This is a genomic window from Patulibacter medicamentivorans (genome assembly GCF_000240225.1).
Taxonomy (GTDB): domain Bacteria; phylum Actinomycetota; class Thermoleophilia; order Solirubrobacterales; family Solirubrobacteraceae; genus Patulibacter; species Patulibacter medicamentivorans.
On the sequence record NZ_AGUD01000223.1, the window covers coordinates 1 to 16,348 of the forward strand.

Annotated in this window: 13 protein-coding genes; 2 read left to right on the forward strand and 11 right to left on the reverse strand. The window is 73.6% G+C overall.

Annotated elements, in window-relative coordinates; genetic code table 11:
* The 5 genes from PAI11_RS14585 to PAI11_RS14605 form a co-directional block, all read right to left on the reverse strand.
* Positions 1-2,124 (reverse strand): hypothetical protein (locus tag PAI11_RS14585; RefSeq protein ID WP_138974332.1); only part of this gene is annotated, 2,124 nt, incomplete at its 3' end.
* A gap of 342 nt (positions 2,125-2,466) precedes the next feature.
* Positions 2,467-3,888, reverse strand: a complete 1,422-nt coding sequence (pyk, locus tag PAI11_RS14590; RefSeq protein ID WP_007576191.1) for a pyruvate kinase — start codon at positions 3,886-3,888, stop codon at positions 2,467-2,469.
* A 94-nt stretch (positions 3,889-3,982) separates the two neighbouring features.
* On the reverse strand, positions 3,983-5,272 hold the full coding sequence (locus PAI11_RS24515; protein WP_007576192.1) for an NAD(P)H-dependent glycerol-3-phosphate dehydrogenase: 1,290 nt from the start codon (positions 5,270-5,272) through the stop codon (positions 3,983-3,985).
* Between the two features lie 29 nt (positions 5,273-5,301).
* Entirely contained in the window at positions 5,302-6,306 is a 1,005-nt protein-coding gene (locus PAI11_RS14600) for a glycerate kinase family protein (RefSeq protein WP_050897254.1), read from the reverse strand.
* A gap of 46 nt (positions 6,307-6,352) precedes the next feature.
* Positions 6,353-6,565 (reverse strand): hypothetical protein, encoded by a 213-nt coding sequence (locus tag PAI11_RS14605; protein WP_007576197.1) that lies wholly within the window; start codon positions 6,563-6,565, stop codon positions 6,353-6,355.
* A 43-nt stretch (positions 6,566-6,608) separates the two neighbouring features.
* Here PAI11_RS14605 and PAI11_RS14610 point away from each other — a divergent pair, with 43 nt between their 5' ends.
* Positions 6,609-7,319: a metal-dependent transcriptional regulator gene (locus tag PAI11_RS14610; protein WP_007576198.1), complete on the forward strand. Its 711-nt coding sequence runs from the start codon at positions 6,609-6,611 to the stop codon at positions 7,317-7,319.
* A gap of 52 nt (positions 7,320-7,371) precedes the next feature.
* On the opposite strand, the gene PAI11_RS14615 is transcribed toward PAI11_RS14610, so the two are convergent.
* From PAI11_RS14615 to PAI11_RS14640, 6 genes are all read right to left on the reverse strand, one after another.
* On the reverse strand, positions 7,372-7,788 hold the full coding sequence (locus PAI11_RS14615) for a DoxX family protein (RefSeq protein WP_007576201.1): 417 nt from the start codon (positions 7,786-7,788) through the stop codon (positions 7,372-7,374).
* A 180-nt stretch (positions 7,789-7,968) separates the two neighbouring features.
* Positions 7,969-9,066: an aminotransferase-like domain-containing protein gene (locus PAI11_RS14620; protein ID WP_007576203.1), complete on the reverse strand. Its 1,098-nt coding sequence runs from the start codon at positions 9,064-9,066 to the stop codon at positions 7,969-7,971.
* A gap of 53 nt (positions 9,067-9,119) precedes the next feature.
* Positions 9,120-9,320, reverse strand: coding sequence for a hypothetical protein (locus PAI11_RS14625; RefSeq protein WP_007576206.1), 201 nt, complete (start codon positions 9,318-9,320; stop codon positions 9,120-9,122).
* 85 nt (positions 9,321-9,405) lie between these two features.
* Positions 9,406-11,016: a purine-cytosine permease family protein gene (locus PAI11_RS14630; protein WP_007576208.1), complete on the reverse strand. Its 1,611-nt coding sequence runs from the start codon at positions 11,014-11,016 to the stop codon at positions 9,406-9,408.
* A 171-nt stretch (positions 11,017-11,187) separates the two neighbouring features.
* A complete protein-coding gene (locus tag PAI11_RS14635; protein ID WP_007576210.1) occupies positions 11,188-13,188 on the reverse strand; it encodes a hydantoinase B/oxoprolinase family protein in 2,001 nt (666 codons plus the stop codon).
* Between the two features lies 1 nt (position 13,189).
* Positions 13,190-15,247 (reverse strand): hydantoinase/oxoprolinase family protein, encoded by a 2,058-nt coding sequence (locus PAI11_RS14640; RefSeq protein WP_007576211.1) that lies wholly within the window; start codon positions 15,245-15,247, stop codon positions 13,190-13,192.
* Positions 15,248-15,477: 230 nt separating this feature from the next.
* Here PAI11_RS14640 and PAI11_RS14645 point away from each other — a divergent pair.
* Positions 15,478-16,348 (forward strand): PucR family transcriptional regulator ligand-binding domain-containing protein (locus PAI11_RS14645; protein ID WP_040600436.1); only part of this gene is annotated, 871 nt, incomplete at its 3' end.

A 16,348-nucleotide genomic window follows, 5' to 3' on the forward strand; every position in this document is an offset into this window, starting at 1 on the left:
GTCGGGGCCGCTGGAGAGCAGCGCCTCGACCTGGCCGATCGGGGCGCTGGTCTCCAGCGCGATCCCGCCGCCGCCCGGCGTCAGCGAGACGTCGGCCTTGGGCGGCAGGTCGGCGATCGCGGCCTCGACGCGGGTCGCGCGGCCGACGAACGGCTTGTTGCCGCTGGCCTTGGCGGCGATCTTCTGGATCGTCTCGCCGAACGCGTCGTAGGAGATCTTGCCCGTCCGCGGGGAGAACCCGATCAGCAGGTGCTTCGGCAGGTCCCGGACCGTCGCCTCGGCTCGGACGCCGTCGTCGCCGCCGTAGCGCAGCACGATCGGCTGCCCGCCCAGGAGCAGGTCGCCCTTGAAGCCGTCGAACTCGCCCTGCGGATTCTTGTCGATCGTCAGCTGGGCCTTCTGCAGGCCCTTGACGCGAGCGTGCGCGACGAACCGCTCCTTCGTGTCGACGATGTCGGCGCCGGTCTCGCCGGGCTGCAGCCCGCCGTCGGGGCCGCTGGACAGCAGCGCCTCGACCTGGCCGATCGGGGCGCTGGTCCGCAGGTCGATGCCGGAGCCGCCGGGAGTGACCGTGATGTCGGCCTTCGGCGGCAGGCCGGTGATCTGGCCCTCGACGCGGGTCGCGCGCCCGATCAGCGGCTTCGGCGACGTGGCCTTGGCGGTGATCTTCTGGATCGTCTCGCCGAACGCGTCGTAGTCGATGGTCCCGCTGCCCGGCGCGAACCGGAGGCCGATGTGGCGCGGCAGGTCGGAGACCGTGGCGTCGATGTCGAGGTCGGGCGTGTTGATCAGGGCGTCCAGCGGCTTGCGGGGTCCGGTGCCGAGCTGGAGGTCGGCGACGATCCCGTCGGCGGCGTCGAAGCTGGCGCTGCGCAGGTCGTCGACCCGGCCGGCGAACGACGAGATCGGGGCGTCGGTCTGGACGTTGACGTACGGGTGGTCCTTGGCCAGCAGCCGCGGGTCGCCGTTGGCGAAGCCGGCCTCGATCGATCCGAGGGTGCCGCCGGTGGCGGCGAACGTGCCGCTCCTGGCGCTGGTCTGCTCGACGGTCATGCCGGTCGGCAGGTCGCGGGCCCTGGCCACGACCTTGGTCTCGACCGTGCCGTTGGCGCTGCTGGCGTAGGTGGCGGAGACGTCCTTGACCGGCGCGCTCGCGCGGTAGGAGATCTTCCGCCGGTCGGCACCGGGATCGTCGATCGCGACCTCGAGCGATTCGGGCAGCGGGCCGACCGTGACGCCGATGTCCTTGCGGGCGGCGCCGTCGACCAGCTCTGCCTGGGCCTCGAGCGTGGTCGGGGTGCCGGAACCGGCGCGCACGACGGTGCGGGTCTCGCCGAGGCTGAGGCCCATCCGCGACAGCGACGGGGCGGGCGAGTACTTCAGGCGGGCGCCCATCGGCGAGGTCCGCTTCTCGGCGGTGCCGTCGTAGAGGCCGCCGATGGTGGTGATCTCGGGGCCGGCGCCGGTCTGGGTGACGCGGACGTCGATGTCGGTCGTGCCCTCGGCGGTCTTCGGCAGCTCGGCCGTCGCGGTCCAGCGCTGGGGCGCGCGGGTGCTGCGGGCGTCGTAGCCGACGTTGATGTGGTCGCGCGGGATCCCGCCGTTGAGCGGGTCGTCGATCAGCGCCTCGATCTGCAGCGGCAGCGCCGACGTCTCGCCGGGCAGGCGCTCGACGCGGATCTCGAACTTCTTGAGGCTGATGACGCTGATCGTCGCCACCACGTCCGGCAGCGGATCGCTGTCGACGTTGAGCTTCGTCGGCACCGCGACGAGCGCCAGCTGCTTGCGGACGATCTCGCCCGTGGGCGTCTTGAGCTTGGTGAGGAACTGGTAGTCGACGACGTTGTCGCCGCAGCCGATCGTCTCGAGCGTGCCGATCGACGCGCCCAGCACGGGCTTCAGCGCGTCGACCAGGCCCTGCGTCAGCGGGCAGGTGAGGGTCTTGACCTCGTCGAACGGCTGCTTCCTGCCGGTCAGGACGCCGACCAGGTCGAGCTGCGTGAGCGCCGTCAGGGTCTCGGTCAGCCCGAGCGGCGACCGTGGCCGCGCCTCCGCTCCCGCCGGCACCGCGAGCGTCGCGGCCACCACCGCGGCCACCGCCGTCGTCCACGTCCTGCCTACCATCCGACTTCCCCCTGTATCGCTTGACCCGGTGTCACCGTAGATCGGCACCCGCGCACGGCGAGTCGGGAGGGAGCCCCTGCGATATCCCCAAGATCGTGGCGTGGCGCCGCTCGGGCTCGCCCGCCGGGAATGACCTTCGGACCGTTCCAGCTCCGGTGCCCCGCAGAGGCCCCTAGCGCCTGTGCGGTACGCCTCGCGGATGACCGGGGCAGCTGGCGACCAGCGCGCACGGCCTCGGCCGTGCGCGGTCCTCCTCGCGGAGGACGGGCAGGTTCATGGCGACGCTGGCGACGGCCGGCGTCGAGCGGCGGCGACGGGCGGCGCTCCACGCCGCCGGGCCGCTCAGACCGTCTGGACCTGCACGAGGCTGGTCGTGCCCGGGGTGCCGCTCGGCAGGCCGGCGGTGATCACGACCCGGTCGCCCGGCTTGCACCAGCCCAGCTCGACGACCTTGGCGGCGGAGTCGGCGATCAGCTCCTCCGTCACCCCGTGGTGGGCCATCATCGCGCCCTTGACGCCCCACATCAGGTTGCAGCGGGCGACGGTCTCGCGGCTCGGGGAGAGCGCGATCACCTGGCGGTCCGGGCGGTGCGCGGACACCAGCCGGGCCGAGCGCCCCGACAGCGACGGCACCACGATCGCGGCCGCGTCCAGCTCCTGGGCGATGTGGACGGCGCTGCGCGCCACCGCCCAGGCGGGATCGGTGCTGTCGCGCCGCACGCGGCGCTGGTTCCAGTCGAAGGTCGGCGCGACCTGCTCGGTCTCGCGCGCGACGTCGGCCAGCGTCCGGACGGCCTCGACCGGGAAGCGGCCGACGGCGCTCTCCTGCGACAGCATCACGGCGTCGGTGCCGTCGAGGATCGCGTTGGCCACGTCGGTCACCTCGGCGCGCGTCGGCCGGGCGCTGCCGACCATCGACTCGAGCATCTGGGTGGCGGTGATCGACGGCCGCGCGAGCGCGCCGGCCATCGCGATCAGCTCCTTCTGGACCCGCGGGACCCGCGCGATCGGCAGCTCGATCCCGAGGTCGCCGCGCGCGACCATGATGCAGTCCGAGACGCGGATGATCGCCTCGGCGTTCTCGATCGCCTGCGGCTTCTCGAACTTGGCGATCAGCGGACAGCGGGTGCGGGAGCGCAGCGCCTCGATGTCCTCGGGCCGGCGGACGAACGACACCGCGACCAGGTCGACGCCCATCTGCTTGCCGGCGGCCAGGTGCTCCAGGTCCTCCTCCGGCACCGCGGGCAGCAGGTCCGCGGGGCCCGACAGGTTCACGCCCTTGCGGCTGGAGACCGGACCGCCCAGCTCGACCTGGCAGTCGGCCTCGCCGTCGCCCGCGCGGACCGCGGTCACGCGCAGGCGGACGGTGCCGTCGGCCAGGTGGACCTCCTCGCCCGGCTCGACGGCGTCGGCGAACCGGTCCCAGGCGACGATCAGCCGCCGGGCGTCGCCGACGTCCTCGACCGAACCGGACGCCAGCGTGACCGCGTCGCCCTCGCGCAGGTCGACCGGCTCCCCGGCCACCTGGCCGAGCCGGATCTTCGGGCCCGGCAGGTCCTGCAGGATCGCCACCGAGCGGCCGGCCCGGTCGGCGGCGGCACGGACCCGCTGGACGGTGTCGGCGTGGTCCTCGTGCGAGCCGTGGCTGAAGTTGAGCCGGGCGACGTCCATCCCGGCGTCGATCATCCGCACGAGGACCTCGGGATCCCGGCTGGCGGGTCCGATGGTGGCGACGATCTTCGTACGGCGAGGGGGCAGCGACACGCCCTTCACTGTAGGTGGCCGGGCGCCCCTGGCGTGACCTGCTGGTGACGCGATCCGTCCGGGCGGGTGGCGGCTGGCGCGCCGCCGCTCGGTCTCAGTCGCTCGGGGCCGCCGCGGCCGGTGGCTCGAGCGCCGCCGGCTCGGGGACCGCGTCGCCGTCGACGTCGGCGGCGCGCGACGGCTCGCCGGCCGACGCGGTGCCGTCGCCGAGGGTCGCGGCCCCGTTGCCGTCCGGACCGGCCCCCAGCGCGCCCGCCGGCCGCCGCAGCCCCAGGCGCTCCAGCATCCGATGCCACCAGCGGCGCAGCGGTCCCGGCTCCTGGCCGCCGCCCGCCCGCCAGCTCGCCGGCGGCGGGACGGTGGTGCGGACCAGCGCGACCCACTCGTCGAGCGGCAGCGTCCCGCCGATCAGGCGCACGAGCCCGGTGGTGACGGGGGCTGAGATCCCGTGGCGCTGGAGCGCCGATGCCAGCAGCGGCACCGACTCGAAGGCCTCGACCGCCTGCCCGATCCGGCCGGGGATCTCGTTCGTCGGGACCCCCGCCGCCAGCAGCTCGCCCGCGCGCCGGTTGCGGCTCTGCGGGGCCAGCGCCGTGGCGACGAGGTCGCCGGTCCCGGCCAGGCCGATGAAGGTCGCCGGCTGGGCGCCGAGCCGCTCGGCCAGCCGCCAGACCTCGATGAAGATGTGGCCGGCAGCGGCGCCGGCGGCGTTCAGGCCCTGGCCCTCGGTCGCCCCGGCGGCCAGCGCGGCGGCGTTCTTGGCGGCGCCGGCCAGCTCGACCCCGACCGGGTCGTCGGTGTGCTCGCAGACGACGCCGGCCCGCAGGAAGACGGCGGCGATCGTGGCGGCCAGCTCCTCGTCCGCCGACGACGCGACCAGGCCGGCGCCCTGGGTGACCATCTCGCGGGCGTGGGCCGGTCCGCCGATGCAGGCCACCCGCTGGGTGCCGAAGCGCTCGGCCAGCAGCACCGTCGGCGGCACGCCCAGCGGCGGGACCAGGCCCTTGCTCAGCGACACGACCTTGGTCCGCTTGTCCAGCCCCTGGCGCTCGAGCCGGTCGACCGCCTCGCCGAGCTGGGCCGACGGGACGCCCAGGAAGATGAACTCCGCCTTGCCGGGCCCGGCCTCGATCGACTCGATCCGCAGGTTCGACGGCAGCGGCACGCCGCTCAGGTAGCGCTCGTTCTCGCCCGCCGCCCGCAGCAGCTCGGCCTGCTCGACCGTGCGCGTCTGGAGCGTGGTCCGGAAGCCGCCGCGCGCCAGCAGCACGGCGACGGCGGTCCCGAACGATCCCGCCCCGATGACCAGGGCACGGCGACCGAGCGGATTGGGCAGGTTGACGCCGCGCAGAGGCGCGGCGAGCGGGCGGGGGCGCTCGGACATCTCAATGGAAGTAGTACCCGTCGGCCTCCTCACAGGTACGCCGCCAGCCGTTCCCCGGCGTCGACGAGCGCCTCGGCGTCGCCCGCCTCGAGCACCACCTGGAGGTCGAGGATCCGCACGCCGAAGGGATCGAGGGCGTTCCGGCCGACCACCGCGAAGCTCGGGATCCCGCCCTGGCGGGCGTCGACTGCGATCTCGCCGGCGACCTTGCCGTCGAGGGTCGTGGCGTCGATCCGGCCCTCGCCGACGACGACCGCGCGGGCCGCCCGCATCCGCTCGCGGACGTCGAGCGCGTCGAGCACGAAGCGCGCCCCGGGCTCCAGCCGGGCGCCGTGGGCGGCCCACAGCGCTCCGGCGATCCCGCCGGCGGCGCCGGTCATCGCCACGCCCCGCGGATCGCGCGGCAGGCGGGCGGCGATCGCCTCCATCCGCGCCTCCAGCTCGGGCAGCTGCTCGGGGGTCGCGCCCTTCTGGGGCCCGAAGGTCGCCGCCGCCCGCTCCCACGGGGTCCGCACGTCGCAGAGGCAGACCAGCCGGGCGTCGATCGCGCCGCGGCCGTCGAACCGCAGGCCGGCGTCGTCGAGCACCTCGAGCGCCCCGGCACCGCCGTCGACGGTCGCGCTGCCGCCGCACGCGACCAGCACGACCTGGGCACCGGCCGCGACCGCGGCCACGATCAGCTCGCCGGTCCCGTGGCTGGTGGCGCGCAGCGGATCGCGCTCGGCCTCGGCCAGCAGCGGCAGGCCGCTGGCGGCGGCGACCTCGACGATCGCGCTGCCGCCGTCCTCGATCAGGGCGAACCCGGCGTTCCGCGGCCGGCCGAGCGGATCGCGGACGCGGGCGCCGGCCGTCTCGCCGCCGAGCCCCAGCAGCAGCGCGTCCGCCGTGCCCTCGCCGCCGTCGGCGACCGGGCAGAGGTCGGGTGGCCGCAGCCCCGCGCGCTCGAGACCGCGGCCGATCGCGCCGGCCACGCGGGCGGCGCCGAGCGTCCCCTTGAAGGAGTCGGGGGCGACCAGCACCGGCCGCTCGGGCACGAGCGCGGGCCGCGGGCCGCGATGGGGGCGCGGCGGCCCCGGTACGTCAGTCACCGCGACTGGAGAGCAGGCTCCAGAGCACCCACGCCGCGGCCACGATCGCGGCCCCGACGAGCAGCGTGCTGATCACGGCGATGGTGGCGCCGATGATCCAGAAGACCACCCGCACCAGCACGATCACGGCGACGATCGCCAGCACGATCTTGGCGATGTCGAGGGTGCTCAGCCGGCTGTTGGAGGACGATCCGCGCGAAGGCACCGTTCTAGGGTATCGCCGTGTCGTCGCGGGGTACGATGCTTCCATGTCCCACCCGACCGCCGGCGAGGAGGAGTACCTCGAGACCCTCTACTGGCTGCATGAGGTCCAGCTCCCCCTGACCGCTGCCAACGTCTCCCGCGCGATGATGCTCTCGGCGCCGACCGTCCACGAGATGGTCAAGCGCCTCGAGGGCGACGGGCTGATCACCCGCGACGACCGGAAGCGGATCTCGTTCACCGACGAGGGGCTGTCGGTGGCGGAGAACGTCGTCAGCCGCCACCGGCTGGTCGAGCGCTTCCTGACCGACGTCCTCGGGATCCCGTGGCACGAGGTCCACGAGGAGGCGGAGCGGATGGAGCACGCCATGAGCCCGGCGATCGAGCAGGGCATGCGCGAGGCGATCGGCGACGCGACGACCTGCCCGCACGGCCACCCGATCGCGGTCGGCCAGCGGATCCCCGGCGCCCCGCTGGCGGACGCCGAGGTCGGCGCGACGATCAAGGTGCTGCGGTTCGAGAACGAGGCGGAGCAGATCCTCCACTACCTCTACGGCGCCGGGATCCAGCCGGGCCTCGAGGGCACCGTCGTCGAGCGGGACGACGACCACGTCGCCTTCGACGACACCGAGGGCGTCCGCCACACCCTCACCCACAGCGCCGCCGAGACGGTCTCGGTCAAGGCCGACCCTTCGCCGCCGGAGCGCGTCGGGCTGCCGGCGGCGGTGGTGCTCGATCAGGTCGCCTTCGGGCGTTGAGACAGCGCACCAGCCACCCACCCGCGAGTGGATGGCTGGTGCCGCTCGCTCGCTACCAGCGGCCGAACAGCGGGTCGGTCAGGCCGGCCGGGATGTCCTGGCCCTGGTTGACCACGTAGAAGAGGATCAGCGCCGCGCCGATCAGGGCGAGGTTCTTGTTGAAGTTGATCTGCTCGCCCTGCTTGGCCTGGGGCTCCTCGACCTTCCAGAACGCGTGCATCATCAGCGACACGGGGATCAGGAAGACGACCAGCAGCAGCGCGCCGACGTCGGTCCAGATGCCGAAGATCAGCGAGATCGCGGCCAGCAGGGCGATCACGCCGCTGCCGATGACGCCGGCCTTGGCGGCCGGGACGCCCTTGGCCTCGGCGTACTGGGCCATGCCGTCGGCCTGGGTGAAGTGGCCGATCGCGGAGAGCAGGAAGATCGCCGCGAGCAGTACGCGGCCGACGAGGAAGACGATGTCCATTGGAGGCTCCTGAGTCTGGGAGAGGCAGCGGGTTCGTTGCCGACTCAACGAAGATAGCACTCAAGCGGACCACGGTCCACTTCGGTTGCGAGGTCCCGGAACGCGACGCGCCCCGCCGGGTGGCGGGGCGCGTCGATCCTGCGCTGGCGCCCGCCGGACGGCGGGCGAGATCCGGGTCGATCAGCCCTTGGCGGCGGCGACGGCCTCGGCCAGGCGCCGGACGCCCTCCTCGACCTGCTCGGCCTTGACCGCCGAGTAGGCCAGCCGGAACGCGTTCTCCCCGCCCTCCAGCAGGAAGTCGGTGCCCTTGACGATCTGGACGCCGCGCGTCGCCGCCTCGGCGGCGATCCTGGCGCAGTCGTGGCCCTCGCCCGCGGGCAGCTCGACCCACAGGAAGTAGCCGCCCTCCGGCTGCACGAACGTCGCCTCGGGCAGGTGCTCGCGCAGCGCCGCCCCCAGCGTCGTCGCCCGCTCCTCGAGCGCCGTCTTGACCTTCTGCAGCGCCGCCGGGAAACGGTCGCCGGTCACGAACCGGTGGACGATCGCCTGCGCGACCTGGCTCGGGGCGATGTACGTGTTCGTCGCCCGGCGGACGATCCGCGCGATCAGCTCCGGCGGGCCGATCAGGTAGCCGACGCGGACGCCGGGGCAGACCGTCTTCGAGAACGACGAGGCGTAGACGACGCGGTTCGCGTCGCCCTGCAGCTCGAGCATCCGCGGCAGCGGCTCGCCGGTGAAGCGGACGTCGACGTACGGGTCGTCCTCGAAGATCAGGAAGTCGTACTCGTCGGCCAGCGCCAGCAGCGCCTTGCGCTTCTCCAGCGAGAGGGTCGAGCCGCCCGGGTTCTGGAAGTTCGGGATCACGTGCGCGAGCTTCGGCCGCAGCCCGCCCTGCAGCGCCGTCCGCAGCTCGTCGACGTCGATCCCGTCGGCCTGGAGGCCGATCATGTGGACGTCGGCGCCGCGCTCCTTCAGCCCCAGCAGCGTGCGGTCGTAGGTCGGGCGCTCGACGACGACCGCGTCGCCGGCGGCGACGGTCTCGTCGAACAGGAACGCGTCCGCCTGCATCGAGCCGTTGGTGACCAGCACGTGGTCCTCCGGGACGCCGTGCTTCTCGGCGATCCAGCGCCGCAGCGGCACGTAGCCGATCGCGGTGCCGTAGCCGGAGATCCCGGCGGGATCGGTCTCGAAGGCGTCGACCGCCGCCTGCTTCAGCCCGTCGATGTCGACGATGTCGGCGGAGGGTGCCCCTCGGGCGAACGAGATGGTGTCGGCCATGGTCGCCCAAGCGTAGAGGGCCGTTCGCCGCGGCGACCCGTGGACGGCGTGGCTCAGCCGTCGCGGCGCGGCGCGCGGACCACCGGACGCACCGGCGCGTCCGGGTCCGCGGCCGGCTCCGGCCCGAACGACCGCAGCGCGAGGCCGGCGATGTCGGCGGCCGAGGCCAGCTCGTCGAGCGGGTGGCGCGGGGCGGGAGGACGGCGACCCTCGAGGGCGGCCAGCATCCCGGCGAAGTCCAGCGAACCGGGCACACTGCAAGCGTAGGCGGGCCTCCGGCGGATCACGCGCCCGTCACGTTCCGGTCCCCCAGCGACCGGAACGTGACGTCGCGCGAGCTCAGCCGCGGGCCGCTGCCCGCGCGTCGGCGTGGAACCGGTTGCTCGCCGCGCACGCGGCGCAGGCGGTGGCGTGCGGCGCCTGCGGCTGGCGGTCCATCTCGCGCGCCAGGTAGCTGCGGTCGCAGCCCTCGCAGCGGACGCGGTCCTCCCACGGATCCTCGACCTCGTCGAGCGGGTCGTGGGCCCGGTCGATCGCGAACCAGGACGGCCGCGCGGCGACGGTCATCGCCGCGTAGACCGCGGCCGCCAGCACGAACGTCAGCGGCAGGCCGATCAGCTCCCAGGTCTGCGAGTCGGTCGTGTCGGCGATCTTCAGCGCCAGCCCGACCGCCGTCGCGACCGACCAGGCGACGACGCCGGCGGGGTTGACCCGCGGGACCCGACCGGGCCGGAACTCGACGGCGTCGAGCGCGATCCGCTGCCGCCGCAGGTACCAGACGTGGGCCAGCGCGACCCCGACCCAGGCCACGATCGCGATCCCCTGGTAGGCCAGCGCGTCGGCGACGTAGCCGAAGACGTTGGTCAGCATCAGCCCGTAGCCCAGCAGGCAGGCGACGATCACCCACAGCGTCCGCGGCAGCGAGATCCCGGTCACCCGCGCGACGAAGCTCTGGAGGTTGGTCGACGCGACGTACAGGTTGACCGTGTTGATCCGCATCTGGGTGATCACGATCAGCGCGAAGCCGAGCAGCCCGGTCAGGCCGACGATCCGCACCGGCAGCGCGCTCTCCTGGCCGGCCAGCTGGTCGAAGGTGATCCCGAAGGTCGACACCAGCAGGATCCCGATCAGCCCGTTGACCCCGAAGGTCAGCGCGTAGTACAGCCAGCCGAAGGTGACGTTGCGGTGGAAGCGCTCGTCCTCGGGCCGCGCCAGGCGGGCGAAGTCCATCGTGTAGAGCATCAGCACCCAGACGCCCATGTAGGCGACGAACGCCTGCAGCCACGGCAGCGTCGTGCCGGCCGCCGCGGTCGATCCGGGCAGGAACCCGTGGTAGCCCTCGCTGACCAGCGCCCAGACGATCACGCCGACCATCGCCACCGCGTAGAACGGCAGCATCCAGCCGTTGATCCGGTCGAGTCGCGCGCGGATCCCGCGCCAGACCAGCGGCGCGGTGCTGAAGACGACGATCGCGTACCAGAGCTTCAGCGGCCCGCCGATGTAGGTCTGGGCGGCGACCGCGACCACCGCGCCCTCGAAGACCACGTAGTAGATCGCGGTCGCGGCCAGGATCAGCGTCGGGATCGCCGCGCCCGCGACGCCGAACATCGAGCGCGAGAAGAGCGCGACGGTCAGGCCGCTCTGCGACCCGGTCCGCAGCAGCACCGCGTTGACGGCGGTGTAGGCGACGATCGTCAGGCCGATCCCGATCAGGGCGTTGGTCGTGCCGTAGGCGAGCGCGATGAAGGCGGCGAAGTAGACGTAGAAGAACGCCGTCATCACGCCGTACCAGGCCATCGTCAGCTTGCCGCGCTGCAGCCGCCAGCTGCGCGGCACGACGTGCAACGAGTAGTCCTCGGTGGCGGCTTCTTCGACGACCCGCGGATCGTCGGTTCGCGAGACGTGGAGCGGGGCCGCGGTCGGCGGGCGCTCCGGGGCTGCAACACCCATGGTGGGTCTCCTTCGGGTAGGGGTGCGCCGTCCGTCCGGGGACGGGCGTCGCGATCGGTGCCGGCGGTCCGGCGGGAGAGGAGCGCCCGCCGGGCCCGCGTCGCGGTGCGACGCGACGGCCCGGGGCGCGGGGCGGCGGGCGGGGCCTGGGGCCCGGCCCGCCGCGGTCGCTCAGGGAGCGGTCCACTGGGCGGCGCTGCGGCGCCGCAACAGGCTGCGGTACTGCTCGGTGGTGCGGGGCAGCAGCTCGCCGCTGCCCCAGTCGAGGATCACGCCGTGGCGGCGGACCAGGTCCATCACGTCCAGCTCGCCGTTGCGGAAGCGGGTCGCGACCTCCTCCGGGTCCTCGTCCAGCCAGTCGACGCGCTCGATCCGCTGCTCCGCGCGGACCCGCTCGGTGGCCTGCGCGTCGACCTCGTACTGCGACAGCTCGGCGTCGATCTCGCGGACCACGACGCCGTAGTCGCGCTCGGCGCGGCGGAGCGTCACGTAGCCGTCGATCACGTCCTCCAGGACCTCGGCCGGGTCGCGCAGGAGCGGATCGCCGAGCCCGCCGCCGCCGGCCGAGGGCCGCTCGAAGCGGTCGCCCCGCTCGACGGCGACGCCGGAGAAGTTCGCGCCCAGGTAGCGCTCGCGGTCGGTCCCGCGGTTCAACCAGACGCCGTGCGGCAGCGACGGCATCCCGCCGCCGATCCCCCAGGTGACGGCGCGGCCGCGGTCGCAGCAGTAGCTCATCACGCTGTGCTCGACGTCGGTCAGCGTGCCGCCCTTGCGGACGCCGCAGCCGCCGCGGTGGCGGCCGGGGCCGCCGGAGTCGGGGATGATCTCGTGGACCGAGGTCAGGACCGGCGTCAACCGCTCCTGCCCCTCGAGCGGCTGGACCGCGAGCCCGACGCCGAAGACCGGCGACGTGGCGTTCTGGCCGTCCTTGCCGTGGCGGCCGCCCCAGCCGCCGGCCATCCAGTCGTACCACATGAAGAACGGCCGATCGTCGCGTCGCGCGTCGCGGCCGCCGACCAGCAGGTACTCGAGGTTGAAGCAGCAGGCCAGCGCCCGCTCCGGCATCAGCTGCGACCACAGCTCGAAGCCGGCGCTCATGATCTTCTCGTAGGCGCCCGAGACGCAGCCGGTGACCGCGTTCGGCCAGCCGGCGTTGACGACCGTCCCCTCGGGGCCGACGTCGACCTTGACCGCGCGGTAGAAGCCGGAGTTCAGCGGGATGTCGGGCAGGAACGTCTTGGCCGACGCGATCGCGCCCGAGAAGGCGACCCCGGAGCCGGAGTTCAGGAAGCTCGAGATCGCCGGGTCCGAGCCCGACAGGTCGTAGCTGATCTCGTCGCCCTCGATCGTCATCTTCAGGCGGACGGCGACCAGGCCCTCCTCCTTGCCCGGGTCGAGGTCGAGGTGGTCCTCGGTCTCCCAGACCCCGTCGGGCAGCGCCGCGATCCGGGCCCGCGTCAGCCGCTCGACGTAGTCCTGGACGGCGCCGAAGGCGGTCGTGACGGTGCGGCTGCCGTACTTGTCGACGAGCCGGAAGACCTCCTGCTCGGCGACCCGGGTGGCCTCGATCTGGGCGTGGCAGTCGCCGATGATGTCGCCCGGCGCGCGGGTGTTGTGGGCGACCAGGCCGATCACGTCGTGGCGGACGACGCCGCGGTCGACGATCCGGATCGGTGGGATCCGCACGCCCTCGCCGAAGTGGTCGGTGGCGGAGACGTCGAACGATCCGGGGACCGAGCCGCCCATGTCGGCCCAGTGGCCGTTGGCCTGGGCCATCGCGACCAGCTCGCCGTCGGCGAAGATCGGCCGGATCACCGACACGTCGCTGAAGTGCGTGCCGCCGCGGTAGGGGTCGTTGACCGCGAAGACGTCGCCCTCGTTGATGTCGCCGGCGAAGTCCTCCAGCACCGCCTTGGCCTTCAGGTGCAGGGTGCCGACGTGGACGGCGATGTCCTGGCTGCCCTGCATGATCGTGTTGCCCTCGGCGTCGCAGAGCGCGCACGAGAAGTCACGGGCGTAGATCACGAACGAGTGGCAGGTCCGCAGGATCTGCTCGGCCATCTCGTCGACCAGGGTCACGAACGAGTTCTTCAGGACCTCGAAGGTGACCGGGTCGAGGGTCGCGCCGTCGGCGCTCGGCCCGTCGTGGCGGGGGGTGGTGACGGGAGCCATCTCAGCTCACCTCCGTGATGTGCATGCGGATGTTGCGCCACTCGTCGATCTCGACGAGCACGCCGGGCGGGACCAGCGTCGTGCTGTCCAGCTGGTCGATCACCGCCGGGCCGACGAACTGCAGGCCGGCCGGCAGGCTGTCGCGGTGGAAGACCGGCGTCCGCCGCGGCTGCTCGTCGCCGTCGAACCAGACGTCGCGCTCGAGCAGCGGGTCCGGCAGCGCGGCGTCGGGCCGCTCCTCCTCCCGCGGGAGCGCGACCCGCTGGGTCTCGCCGATCGCGGTCAGCTGCAGGCGGTACAGCTCGACCGGGGCGTCGTCGCGGCGGTAGGAGAACTCGCGCTCGTGCTCGCGATGGAACTGCTCCAGCGATGCGTCGAGGTCGGTCAGCGGGGCGGGCACCGGGACGTCCATCGAGCGCCACTGACCCAGGTAGCGCATCGCGATCGAGCGCTCCAGCCGGATCTTCTCCGGCGGCACGTTCTCGGTCTCGAGCATCGCCCGGCCCTCGGCCTCGAGCTCCAGGAACGCGCGCTCGATCTCGGCCGGGTCGGCGTCGCCGGCGGCGGACAGGAACATCGTCGAGAGGTCGTGCCTGATGTCGACCATCAGGCAGCCGAGCGCGGACCAGGCACCGGGCCGCGGCGGCACGACGACGGTCGGGATCGACAGCTCCTTGGCCAGCGCCGCCCCGTGCAGCGCGCCGGCGCCGCCGAAGACGACGAGCGCGAACTCGCGCGGGTCGTAGCCGCGCTGGAGCGAGATCAGCCGCACCGCGTCGGCCATGTTGGCGTTGGCGACCTGCAGCATCGCGCTGGCCGCCTCGTGGACCTCGAGGCCGAGCGGCTCCGCGATCCTGGTGCGGATCGCCTCTTCCGCGGGGACCGGGTCGAGGGTCATCTCGCCGCCCGCGAGCTCGGATCCGAGCCGGCCGAGGACGACGTTGGCGTCGGTGTTCGTCGGCTCGACGCCGCCCTGCCCGTAGGCCGCGGGGCCCGGGATCGAGCCGGCCGACTGGGGGCCGTTGCGCAGCGACCCGGCGGCGTCGATGGTGCCCAGCGAGCCGCCGCCGGCGCCGATCGTCAGGACCTCGATCGAGGGGAAGCAGATCGGGTAGCCGTACTCGACGAACCACTCGTTGGTGGTCCGCAGCTGGCCGTCGTGGACGAGCGAGATGTCGGTGCTGGTGCCGCCCATGTCGAGCCCGATCGCGTTCGGGTAGCCGCAGAGGCTGGCGGTGTGCTGGCAGGCCACGGCGCCGGCGGCGATGCCCGACGCAGCCAGCCGCACCGACAGCTTCTGGACCGCCTCGGGGGTCATCACGCCGCCGCCGGAGTGGAGGATCAGCAGGTCGCCGTCGTAGCCGTCCTCCTCCAGCCGCTCGCCGAGCTGGTTGACGTAGCCGGAGACCAGCGGCGAGAGCACCGCGTTGGCCACGGTGGTCGAGAACCGCTCGTGCTCGAACAGCTCCGGCAGCACCCCGCTCGACGTCGAGATCGCCACGTCGGGCAGGACCTCGCGCAGGATCTCCGCCATCCGCTCCTCGTGCTCGGGGTTGGCGTAGGCGTTGATGAAGCAGACGGCGATCGCCTCGACGCCGCGGCGGGCGAGGATCCGGGCGACGTCGCGGGCGCCGGCCTCGTCGAAGGGCTCGACGACGTTGCCCTCGCAGTCGATCCGCTCGCCGACCTCGAACCGGTCGCGACGGCGGACGTACGGCTCGGCGTTGTCCTTGTAGGCGTCCCAGAGGTCGTCGCGGGTGCCGCGCCGGATCTCGATCACGTCGCGGAAGCCCTTGGTGGTGACCATCGCGGCCTTCGGCAGCCGGCGGGTGATCAGGGCGTTGGTGGCGACCGTCGTGCCGTGGCAGAAGAGCGCGACCCGCTCGAGGTCGACCCCGGCGTGGCCGACGCCGGCCAGGACGCCGTCGATCGGGTTGGCGGTCGACGGCACCTTGGCCACCTGCAGCTCGCCGCTGTCCTGGTCCAGGACGCAGACGTCGGTGAAGGTGCCGCCGACGTCGACGGCCACGACGGTGCGGCGGTCTCGTTCGCTGTTCATCCGTTGCTTCTCCTCGTCGGGAGCGGCCGCCGGGGCCGGTCGGGCCGGGCGGCGTTCGCTGTCGGGAGCAGTCTCCGGCGGCGGGCCGTGGTGGAACCCACGAAGCGTTCGTGCGCTTCACGGCGGCGCCAACCGGGACGCTGCACGTCAGCGACCGATCAGACTGCGCAGGGAGGGCGCGCACGACGCGCCGCCCCCTCCGTCCGCCGGGTCTCGGCGGCCATCGATCCGTGATCACCCTCTCCGACCTCCTCGCCCGCCGTGAGCTGGGCCTGCGCCTGCTCTCCGGCCCGGCGGATCCGTCCTCGGTGCGGATCGAGACGGCCGAGGTCTGCGACCTGCCGGATCCGCGCCCCTGGCTGGAGAGCGGCGCGATGCTGCTGACCACCGGAGTCGCGATCGGCCCCGGCGCGCACGTCCAGCGGCTGCTCGTCGAGCGGACCTTCGAGGCGCGGGCGGCGGCGATCGGCTTCGCGGTCGGCCTGGCCCACGCGGCGGTCCCGCGCGGGATCCGCGAGGCCTGCGAGCAGCTCGGGGTGCCGCTGGTCGCCGTTCCCGCCGCGACCCCGTTCCGGCTGCTGGTCGCCGCGGTCGCCCAGCAGGCCGTCCCGCACGAGCTGCAGGTCGCCCAGCGGACCCTGTCGATCCAGAGCCACCTGATGGAGGCGCTGTCGGCCCCCGATCCCGAGGCCGAGGTCCTGCGACGCCTCGGCTCGCTGCTGACCGGGACCGCCCTGATCGCCGACGAGGCGGGGACCGTCACCGGCGCTCCCGACAGCGCGCTGCCCGACGAGCTGTGGGGGCCGCTGCGGGGCGGCAAGGGGGTCGGCCTGCACCACGTGCGCGGCCAGCGCTACGTGACCGCGCCGATCAGCGACCGGGTCGGGACGCGCCGCTGGCTGGTCGTCGTCGGCGCCGGCGCCGCGCTGCCCGACCACCTGGCGCGGCAGGCGCTGCTGAGCGCCGAGCGGCTGGTGCGGCTGATCGATCGCGCGCGCCCGCCGCGCCCGGTCGAGGCCCGGACCGTCCGCGCCGAGCTGTGCGAGGAGCTGCTCGGCTGGCGGACGCCGACCGGCGGGCGGCGGCACGTCGCCCAGCGGG